Raw genomic sequence first — 10447 nt, 5'->3', positions numbered from 1 at the left:
AAATCAATTTCACCATTTTCAGTCAAAATTGTTTTAGAACTTGTGCCATTTCGATAGTTATTTTCATCTGTATTTCGGTTATATTTTTCATACCCTAAATAGGCATCCATTTCAGTATTTAAAGCCCTTTCAACAATTCTTTTTGTTAGCTTTTTAAATAGCCCATCTTCATTAAAAATTTTTGAAAAATCTTTTTCATTTTCAAGTATTAGGTCTAGACCTTGTTCGAAAGAATCTTTTGGTTGTTTTTTCATGTGTTATCTCCATTCTTCATTATTAACTTACTACAAAGTTAATCGTGTGTTTTGGAATTTACACAAAATTCTTTACAGACCCAATCCACCTGGAAATAGTCCTGTTTTACCCGTTGTTGAAATAAAGTAGTTTAAAGCAATCGTGGTCATCAAAGCAGCAAACGCTACCATTAGCACATCTTTTCAAAGTGCTTGGCGCAAATACATTGATTGTTTAAGATATTTTTGTGCTTTCAGCATTAAAATATCTTTATTTTTTTGATAATTAGGCATAGCTTTAATGCTAGCCTCATAATCACTAGTTAAAGTTACAACTTTCTTTTTTTTCGTTTCATTATCAAAAACAACAATTTTTCTCACAAGGCCCTCTCAAATAATTCAATTTTAATTATTCATCAAAAAGTTTTTCTCTTCGTTTTTTATATTTACCTTTTTTAATTTTATCAATTGATTCTTGAATATGCTTCCTTCTTATCTTTTTTTTGATTTTATCTAGTTCAGATTTACGTTTTTTCTTATAACCTGGTTTAATTTTAGTATTTTTATACTTATTTAAAACTTTTTGTGACTCTTGATCGAGTTCAACTTGTCTTTTCTTTTTAACTTTTGCTTTGACTTCAGTTAAATGTCCATCAACAAATTTAGCCACAGCAAATTCAATCCCTTGATCTGTTAATTGTTGAATGCGGTCTTTGTTTTCAATGTTATCTAAAACATAACTAATTCCTGTTAATTTATTTCTTCCAGTTCTCCCAGAACGGTGAATATAATAACTTAAATCTTTAGGAAGATTAATAGAAATCACATGACTTACACCTTCAATATCAACTCCACGCGCAGCTACATCAGTCGCTACAACATATTTGAATTCATTATTTTTCACACGCTTTAACATCGCTGTGCGAGTTCTTGGTTGTAAATCACCATGTAATTCACCAATATGATCAATCCCTTGTTTGCGCAAAATTGTCACAATTTTGCTCACGTCATTTTTATTATTCACAAAGATTAAGACTAAAAACGGATTAATCGATTTGACAATGTTGGCTAGTGTTAATTCTAATTCTTTGTTTTTAGTATCAATTAAAAGATGTTTAACATTGCTATTTGTTGGCTTTGATTGGGAATCATCAATAAAAAAACTTTCTTTAATATATTTTTTTAAATATTGTTGTAATTGTTGGTTGATGGTCGCTGAAAAGAAAGATAGCACTAAATCTTTTTTCATTTTTGCTAAAATGAAATCAACATCTTCAATAAATCCTAAATCAAAAATCATGTCACATTCATCAACAACAACATAATTGGCACTAGTTAATTTTAAGGCATCTAAAACATACAATTCTTTTAATCTTGTTGGTGTTCCAATGGCAATTGTTGGTTGGTTTTTATTTAATGCTTCTTGATCTTTTTTAATATCTTCCCCACCAATATAAAGACCAACAGACATTCTTGGTTCATGTTTTAAAAATGGTTTGACATTATCATAAATTTGTTTAGCCAATTCTCTAGTTGGGACAACAATTAAAGCTTGGACTTTATTTGTTTGCTCAAAGTTTAAATTATTTAAAATTGGGAGCAAAAAAGCATGGGTTTTCCCAGTTCCGGTGTGTGCTAATGCAATCACATTTTTGTGTTTTTTAATTAATGGAATGACTTTTTGTTGAACTGATGTTGGTTCAACAAAATGCAAATCTTGTAAAGTATCGTTTACATACTTTTTAAAACCAAAATTATTAAAGTTCATGTTTACCTCTTATTTCTTATATTGTTTTTGGATATCAAATCCAAAAACTGTCACTTCTTCTTTGAATGCATTTGTTAAAATATTTTCTAAATCTTTTGTAAAATGATTTTCCATATAGTGACCTAAACTTAATAAATTCACTTGATTATCATTAGCATAAATTCAGTGGTGTCATTTCACTTCACCAGTAATGAAAACAACATCAGTTAATTGGTTCAACACCATGAATTCACTTCCACTACCAGGCACTAAATAAAATGTTTGAACTTGGGTGTGATCATTTCAATTCACATTGACTAAATTATCATTTTCAGCAAATAATTGTTGCATTTTCTTTCTTAATTCAGCTAAAGTAATTGGTGATCTCAATTTAATTTGTCAACCATCTTTAGTTTTGCCAAAAGGACTAATTTTTTTAAGATGAAAATGTTGCTCAATCGCTTTTAAAAGTGGATTATTATTGGAACTATCAAAATTAGTGTGAATAGCATAAATGTAAATATTATGACTAATTAATTTTTTCATCATCATTTTTTTAGCATGATTATTTTTCTCATCACTTAACTCCCCAAAAATAAAAGGATGACGAGAAATGATTAAATTAACATTTTGAGCAATTGCTTGATTAACGACTTCTAAATTCACATCTAAACAAGTTAAAATTTTTTGAATTTCTTGGTTATTATTAATTTCTTGTTTCGGATTTAAAATTTGCAAACCAACTTTATCCCAATCAGCAGCTGTTGATGTTGGAAATTTTTTATCTAAATATTTTAAAATTTTAATTAATTCCATAATTTTACATACTCCTTGATAGTGACTATTTTTTGTTCAAGACCTTGTCTCACATTGTCTTCTTGATTAATTTTTTGCACAATACGTTCAAAAAATTTAATTTGGTTTAGCAAATATTTTTGGTATTCTTGGTTATTGATAAATCATTTAAAATCACCTAAAGTAAGATTTTTAACCAATTGAGTTGTTGGGGTTTTACTAATCCAAATCAGTCAATAATGATGTTTATGGTCAACAAAGAAAGTTTCATATTTGACCAAATATTGACAATCATTGGCAAATTGACGTAAGGCTGAAATTTCAGTATTGGCACAAATTAAATAATTTTTAATTTTATGATGATCATTGCTTAAAATTTCTTTAATTGTTGATGCTCCCAAACCAGCAATAAAACAATATTCAATCTCATCATCAATGTCTTGCACAAATGCTAAACCATCACTTAAAACTGGGATGATTTGTTGTTCAAGATGATGCTTTTTAATGTTTTTATGAGCTGATTTTAGAGGTTCAGAATTAATGTCGGCAGCATAAACTTTTTTAACAATTTGATTTTTAATCAAGTGAATCGGTAAAAGTCCATGATCAGTACCAACATCAATGGCCACAAAATCACCAGCTATGACTAAATCTGCAAGATTTTTTAATCTTTTAGATAACATTTTAACCTTTATAAAATTCTTTTAATAATTTTCCAAGTTTATTAGCATTGTTTGGTGCTTTTAATTTACGGACAGTTTTAGCTTCGATTTGGCGAATACGTTCACGAGTTAAATTTAATTCTTTTCCAACTTCTTCTAAAGTTTTTGGTGAATCATATTTAGTTAAATGTTCTAAAATAATTGGATCTTTAAATGTTCTAATTTTTTGAATTGAAGTGTCAATATGAATTGATAATGATTTAACAGATTCTCTTAATTCGTTGACCAAAGGATCACCACACTCTTCTGCTAAACGCATTAAAGTCCTTAATTTAGTTGGTACAATTCCATAACGCATACGAATAACTTTTTCTTCACGTGGACTCATTTCTGAAAACACTTGGTCAATAACTTCTCTTAACACTTCTTTTTCAGCATATTCGTCTGGTGATAACATATCTTTATCTTCAACAAAATCACCAAAATGAGTATCATCTTCATCACCAAATGGTTTTTCTAACGAAACTGGTTCCACACTAATTTTTTTGATTTCCACAACTTTTTCAGGAGTAATTCCCCCACCAATGGCATCAGCAATTTCTTGAGTTGTCGGTTCACGCCCTAATTCTTGAGTTAATTGTCTTTCAATTCTCGCTAATTTATTAATTGTTTCGACCATATGCACAGGGATACGAATAGTTCTAGCTTGGTCAGCAATCGCACGAGTGATTGCTTGACGAATTCACCATGTTGCATAAGTTGAAAATTTAAATCCTTTTGAGTAATCAAATTTATCAACAGCTTTCATTAACCCGATGTTTCCTTCTTCAATTAAATCTGAAAAATCTAAACCACGGTTTAAATGTTTACGAGCAACTGAAATCACAAGTTTTAAGTTTGATTCAATTAATTTATATCTTCCTTCTTCCACTTCTTCTGGGTCATCTGATTCTAACATTTGTGCATAAACAATTTCTTCAGCTTTAGTTAAAACTTTTGAAGAACCAATTTTGTTAAAGTAAGCTTTAATAATATCTTGAATTTTAGTTTCATTACTAATTCCACCGACACGATATTTAATCGCTTGTGATTCTTTCGCTTCTCTTTTGGCTTTTTCAGCAGCAACACGGTGTTCTTTGAATTCACGACTAAAATCATCGTCATCATCATGTTCTGGTTCTTCGATTTGGATACTATCTAAATCGCCAATAATTTCTTCATCTTCATCAGTTTCAGAAATTTCAATATCTTCATCACTAGTAAAAACTGTGCCATCTTTTTCCAATTCTTCAAAAATTGATTCATGTTCTTCATCAGAAAAAAATGGAAAATGTTTCACGACAACTTCCTGGATTTCTTCCATTTCAATAGTTCCATTTTTCTTTGCAAAATCAATGATATAGTCAATTAATTCAGTTGTTGTTTTCAGTTTTTTAAGGTCTGCACCTTTTAATTTATTTTTCTTTGCCATAAGTTATTTATTTCCTCTTCTCGTTTCTAACTTTTTGATTTCTTTAGTTAAAGCATCTTTCATTTTTAAATAAGACCGCTTAATTTGTAGATCTTGAGCTGCTTTTAATCGAATATCGAGATCATCACGTTCTTTTTTCTTTTTAAAAATTTCTAAAGTTAAGAATGAATCATCTAAAGTTTTCTGAGTAAACTCAGTTGTATTGACTGGATTTTCAACTAAATCCATTAATGATATTTGAACATTGAGATGAGCTTCTTCAATCAAGTTAAAAATTTTGTTTAAATCTTGTCCTTCATATCGTTTTGTATTGTATTGTTTAATGACTTCTTCCATAATCATCCGCACATCAAAATCAGCAATCAAATCAATTTTATTAGTAATTGTTTCTAAAAACTCATTGGTTTTAAGTAGGTTAACTAAAATTTTATTTTCTGCAATTGTTTCACCATTTTGTTGTTTGGTTTTCATTGTTGGTTTTAAAGGTCTGGTCATGACCACATTTGTTTGTCTTGGTTCTGGTTCTCAATTAAGCTCAGGTGCAAAATGGTGACTAGTAGTAAACTCATTATAATATTTTTTAATGATTTCTAAATCAATTTCAGTTCTTCTAGCTAATTCATTTAAAAATGTTTCATTAACAATTAAATCTTTACTCATTTGCATGAAACTAAATGTTTCATTTAAATATGCTTTTAATGAATCAGGATTAGTGGGGTCAACTTTTTCATAAAGTTTTTCAATCACAAATTTAATTGGATGAATTGCTTTATCAATTAACTCTTTGACTAATTCTTGTTTACCTTGATCAATTAATTCATCTGGATCATTTTTAGTTTCATTATTGACAATTAAAGTTTTAATGTTCTTTTGAAACAGTTTCTTGGCAATTTTAATTGTCGCTTGAATACCAGGATCATCACCATCTAAGAATAATTTAAGCGTCACTTTTAATTGTTTGAATAAACGCAGATGAAACTCACTTAAACTTGTTCCCATTAAAGCAATAGCATGATCAATGCCAATTCGCTTTAAAGCAATGACATCCATGAATCCTTCTAAAACGATCAACTCTTTTTTCATATTAATAATCTTGAGCACATTATTGATGTTATAAGCTAGTTCTGATTTTTTAAAAACGATTGTTTCTCGACTATTGACATATTTGGGTGTGATATCTTGTAAGGTTCTGGCTGAAAAACCAATCACTTTGCCATCTTCATTTTTAATTGGAAAAACTATGCGGTCAAAAAAGTAATCATAAATTTTGCCATCTTTAATGGTGATTAATTCAGCGGCTAACAATTCTTTTTGTTGGTAACCTTTAGCAATTAATTTGTCATAGAGTTTAATGTTTTTAGAAGCAAACCCAATATCTCAATATTCAATTTCTGACTTAGCGATGTTACGGGTTTGTAAATATTCAATTGCTTTAACCCCTTCACCTGAAAATAGAATGGTTTTAAATAAATGCATTGCTTGTTCATTAATTTCAAAAAGCTTTTCTTGTTGGGGTGTATATTTGGATTTTACTTGGTGATTTTTAAAATCACCCAAATCAACTCCAACCTGTTCAGCTAACTCAACCACCGCACTCACAAAATCGAGATGTTTATAATTTTTCACGAAATCTAAGGCGTTCCCGCTCGCCCCACAAGAAAAGCATTTATAAATTTTCTTTTCAGGAGAAACCGACATCGAAGGGTCACTATCATTGTGAAAAGGACAAACCGCTCAAAAGTTTCGTCCTTTTTTTTGTACTTGAATATATGAAGAAATGATAGACACAATATCTACATTATTTAAAATTTCATCAATTTTTTCTCTTGAGATATTTGCCATATTCCTCCTTTTAGAATTTAGTTTTTAAATATGTTTTTAAATCAACAATCGCAATTCTGTCTTGTTCCATAGTATCGCGGTTACGCACAGTTACTTTGTGGTCCTGATCAGAATCAAAATCATAAGTAATGACAAAGGGAGTCCCAATTGCATCTTGACGTCGGTAACGTTTACCAACATTACCAGTTTCATCAAAGACAGCATCAAAGTCATTTAATAAATCTAAATAAAGTTGTTTTGCTTGTTCATTTTGTTGTTTTTGCAAAGGCATCACAGCCACTTGGTAGGGCACTAAATTGTATGGTAGTTTCATGACAATTCTAGAATTATTTGCTTCAATTTCTTCTTCATGAAATGCTTGTCATAAAATAGCTAACATTAAACGTTCAACCCCAACGCTTGGTTCAATAGTTGCTGGTAAAATTTTTGAGTTTGAGACTGTATCTAAATAAGTTAAATCCTGTTTACTTAGAGTTTGATGAGCATTTAAATCAAATGTTCCACGGTGGGCAATTCCTCAAAGTTCTCCTCAACCAAATGGAAAGTGATATTCAATATCAATTGTTCGCTTTGAATAATGAGCTAAATCTTTTGGGTCAATATCATGTAAACGATAATTAGTTTTTTCCACACCAATTTTAGCTAAGAATTTTTCTACTTCATTTAATCAATATTCAAATCAATTTTGATCTGCTTGTTCATCATAGAAAAATTCTAATTCCATTTGTTCAAATTCTCTTGTTCGGAAAATGAAATTACCTGGGGTAATTTCATTTCTAAAAGATTTACCGATTTGACCAATCCCAAAAGGTAATTTTTTTCTCAGTGATCGTTGTACATTTTTGAAATTAATAAAAATTCCTTGAGCAGTTTCTGGTCTTAAATAAACAACTGAACTTTCATCATTCAGCACACCTTGGTTTGTTTTAAACATCAAACCAAATTGTCTAATGTTGGTAAAGTCTTTGGCTTGACATTTTGGACAAACAACACCATTTTGGGTGATGTAATTTTCCAATTCTTCATTAGACATCGCTCCAGCTTGAGCATTGACATCAAAGTCTTCGACTAATTTATCAGCGCGAAAACGATTATGACATTTCTTGCAATCAATTAACGGATCATTAAAACCATCAATATGTCCTGATGCTTTTCAAACATTTGAATTTAAAATGATTGAAGAATCTAAACCTAAATTCAAAGGATTTTTTTTGACAAAAGTTTCTCATCATAAATGCTTTAATTTATTTTTAACTTCGACACCTAATGGACCATAATCTCAACTATTAGCTAACCCACCATAAATCTCAGAACCTTGAAAAATAAACCCAGAAGTTTTTAAATGACTCACTAATTCTTCCATTGTTTTTGCCATTATTTTCTCCTTTAAATAAACAAGAAAAGTCGCATGACGACCTTTTTCTCATCTATACATTTTAACATAATTTTGCAGTTTAATAAAGGTTTTGTCAACCTACTATAAGTTTACATTGTGGTAAAGTTTTTCAAATAATCTTTTTGCTCAATTTTAGCTAAAATGGGATTTCAAATTCCGAGCACTTGTTCATAATAAATTAAAAGATGTTTTAAAATAAAAATTAGATATTTAATTGGCATTTGTGCTAATTGGTTTTGTTCACTATGAGGTTTTTTTAAACTTATTAAATGATTAATGAATGCCACATCTTGTAATTGATCGGCTTCATCAACACAATTAGGACAAACTAAACCATAATCTTGGAAACTAAACGAACGATAAACTTTATAAGTTTTAAAACAACGATAACATTGATTCAAAACTCAGTTTCCGCCAAAAAAATGCAAGATTTTGACTAAGGCGGCAATAAAGTTGGCCAATGGCGCTTGATTTAAATTTAAAACTTCTAAAAAATCACAGAGAATTCGATAAAGTCGATAATTTTTTTGGCGGGGTTGTGTTGCTTGATCAATGATTTTCCCAATTGCTGATGCATACAAATAATTATCATAATTTTGCGCAATTTGGAAATGATCTTGGATTAAAATGGCAGTTTTTAATTTAGATAAAGTATGTTTTTGTCTGGATTTAAAAATTTCAAATTCAGCCAAATTAAAAGTTTGTAAAGCATATTTGTTTTTCGAAGTTGGTTTATTGACACCAAGGGCAATCATCCCAATCTTGCCATACTTATCACTATAAACAGTAATAATCCGATCATAATCTTCATAATCCATGGAATTTAAAACAATTCCTTTAAACATTGTTGTTGCCATCAAAACCTCTAATATTTATTTTTATCATACCCTAATTGTTTAATTAAACTTGGTGAATTCCTTCAGTTTTCTTTGACTTTAATAAAGAGTTCTAATTCGATTTCTTTACCATACAAAGCTTTTAGTTCTTTTCTTGATTTATAACGAATATCTTTAATTTTGCTACCTTTTTGTCCAATGATAATACCTTTTTGGGTTTCGCGTTCCACAACAATTGTCGCTACAATGCTGAGTGTTGTGGCATCTTCTTCTAACTCATCAATTAAAATAGCAACTGAATGCGGTACTTCTTGGCCTGCTTTTAATAAGATGTTTTCACGGATAATTTCACGAATCGCAAAACGGTTTGGTTGGTCAGTAATCATTTCATCATCATAAAAGCGATGCCCATTTTCAGGAAGATGTTTTAAAATTAAATTTTTCAGCACCTCAAGATTAATTTCTTGCGGTGAACTAATAATAATAATTTCTGCAAATGTGTTGCCAGCAAGTTCATTTCAAGCTTGTGTTTTTTGAAACAGTTCTGCTTTAGAAACTAAATCTGCTTTAGTGATAATTAAAAATTTTACAATATCTTGTTTTTCTAATTGAGACAAAATAAATTTATCATTAACCCCAATTGTTTCATCGGCTGGAACTAAAAACATCACTAAATCCACATCTTTTATGGCTTTTAAAGCTGAAGCATTCATCACACGATCAAGTTCTTTTTTAGAAGTGTGAATCCCTGGCGTATCAACAAACACCATTTGGTATTCATCTTTTTTAGTTAAAATACCACGAATGTTATTTCTGGTAGTTTGGGCTTTGTTAGTCACAATAGAAATTTTATGACCAATTAATTTATTAACTAAAGTTGATTTCCCGACATTAGGACGGCCCACAACTGAAATAAATCCACTTTTAAAACTCATTTTCTTCTCCTTGATAATCTGCTTCGACAAATTTAATTTCATAATTGATTTGATTTGCTTGCAAAATTTGATCTTGCAAGCCAAACATTATTGCTTCATCTTTTTTGTTTGTTTCATGATCATAACTTAAAAGGTGTAAAAACCCATGAACAAACAAAAAAGCCATTTCTTCTTTAATTGTATGATGATATTTCAATGTTTTACGTTGTGCTTCACTTAAACAAATGAACAAATCACCAATTTCTCTAAACCCTAAAGCTTCAATTTCTTGTTCTGACATCATGATCGGAAAAGAAATTACATCAGGAATATAATTTTTATGACGATATTCTTGATTAATTTTTAAAGCTTGCTTGTCATCAACAAAAACAATTGATAAACAAAGATTTTCTTTTTCCAAATTCAAAATTTTAATTGCTGAATTAATTAATTGTTTTGCTAATTTTTGAAATTCAGTCATTTTAGTTGTTGTTTGATTTTGAAATGAAATTTTTGCCATTAATACCTCTTAATTTTGTTTATTAATTATA

The 10447-nt window shown here is 29.5% G+C and carries 11 protein-coding genes; all 11 read right to left on the bottom strand.

Annotated elements, in window-relative coordinates:
* The coding region (locus P695_RS0101275; protein ID WP_028126504.1) for an IS256 family transposase at nucleotides 1-254 on the bottom strand (254 nt) is incomplete at its 3' end.
* 72 nt (nucleotides 255-326) lie between these two features.
* Nucleotides 327-614, bottom strand: coding sequence for a hypothetical protein (locus P695_RS0101270; RefSeq protein WP_028126503.1), 288 nt, complete (start codon nucleotides 612-614; stop codon nucleotides 327-329).
* 28 nt (nucleotides 615-642) lie between these two features.
* Nucleotides 643-2001 (bottom strand): DEAD/DEAH box helicase, encoded by a 1359-nt coding sequence (locus tag P695_RS0101265; protein ID WP_028126502.1) that lies wholly within the window; start codon nucleotides 1999-2001, stop codon nucleotides 643-645.
* Between the two features lie 9 nt (nucleotides 2002-2010).
* Nucleotides 2011-2796, bottom strand: a complete 786-nt coding sequence (locus tag P695_RS0101260) for a Nif3-like dinuclear metal center hexameric protein (RefSeq protein WP_028126501.1) — start codon at nucleotides 2794-2796, stop codon at nucleotides 2011-2013.
* Complete coding sequence (locus P695_RS0101255; RefSeq protein WP_028126500.1) at nucleotides 2787-3458, bottom strand: tRNA (adenine(22)-N(1))-methyltransferase; 672 nt, start codon at nucleotides 3456-3458, stop codon at nucleotides 2787-2789. Before P695_RS0101255 ends, P695_RS0101260 begins: the two co-directional genes overlap by 10 nt.
* A gap of 1 nt (nucleotide 3459) precedes the next feature.
* Nucleotides 3460-4908, bottom strand: a complete 1449-nt coding sequence (locus P695_RS0101250; protein ID WP_028126499.1) for a sigma-70 family RNA polymerase sigma factor — start codon at nucleotides 4906-4908, stop codon at nucleotides 3460-3462.
* A 3-nt stretch (nucleotides 4909-4911) separates the two neighbouring features.
* Nucleotides 4912-6750: a DNA primase gene (dnaG, locus tag P695_RS05270; RefSeq protein ID WP_051437294.1), complete on the bottom strand. Its 1839-nt coding sequence runs from the start codon at nucleotides 6748-6750 to the stop codon at nucleotides 4912-4914.
* Between the two features lie 10 nt (nucleotides 6751-6760).
* The gene (locus P695_RS0101240; RefSeq protein WP_028126498.1) at nucleotides 6761-8125 is read right to left on the bottom strand and encodes a glycine--tRNA ligase; all 1365 of its coding nucleotides are present in this window, start codon (nucleotides 8123-8125) and stop codon (nucleotides 6761-6763) included.
* A gap of 110 nt (nucleotides 8126-8235) precedes the next feature.
* Nucleotides 8236-9003, bottom strand: a complete 768-nt coding sequence (gene recO, locus P695_RS05265) for a DNA repair protein RecO (protein ID WP_051437292.1) — start codon at nucleotides 9001-9003, stop codon at nucleotides 8236-8238.
* A gap of 8 nt (nucleotides 9004-9011) precedes the next feature.
* Nucleotides 9012-9917 carry a GTPase Era gene (gene era / locus P695_RS0101230; protein ID WP_028126497.1) on the bottom strand — a complete coding sequence of 302 codons (906 nt, stop codon included), beginning with the start codon at nucleotides 9915-9917 and terminating at the stop codon, nucleotides 9012-9014.
* A complete protein-coding gene (ybeY, locus tag P695_RS0101225; RefSeq protein ID WP_028126496.1) occupies nucleotides 9907-10416 on the bottom strand; it encodes an rRNA maturation RNase YbeY in 510 nt (169 codons plus the stop codon). The genes era and ybeY overlap by 11 nt, the downstream gene beginning before the upstream one ends.
* Between the last annotated feature and the right edge of the window lie 31 nt (nucleotides 10417-10447).

This window comes from Williamsoniiplasma lucivorax ATCC 49196, assembly GCF_000518285.1.
Lineage (GTDB): Bacteria > Bacillota_I > Bacilli_A > Mycoplasmatales > Mycoplasmataceae > Williamsoniiplasma > Williamsoniiplasma lucivorax.
This window is presented reverse-complemented; position numbering and strand designations above follow the sequence as displayed.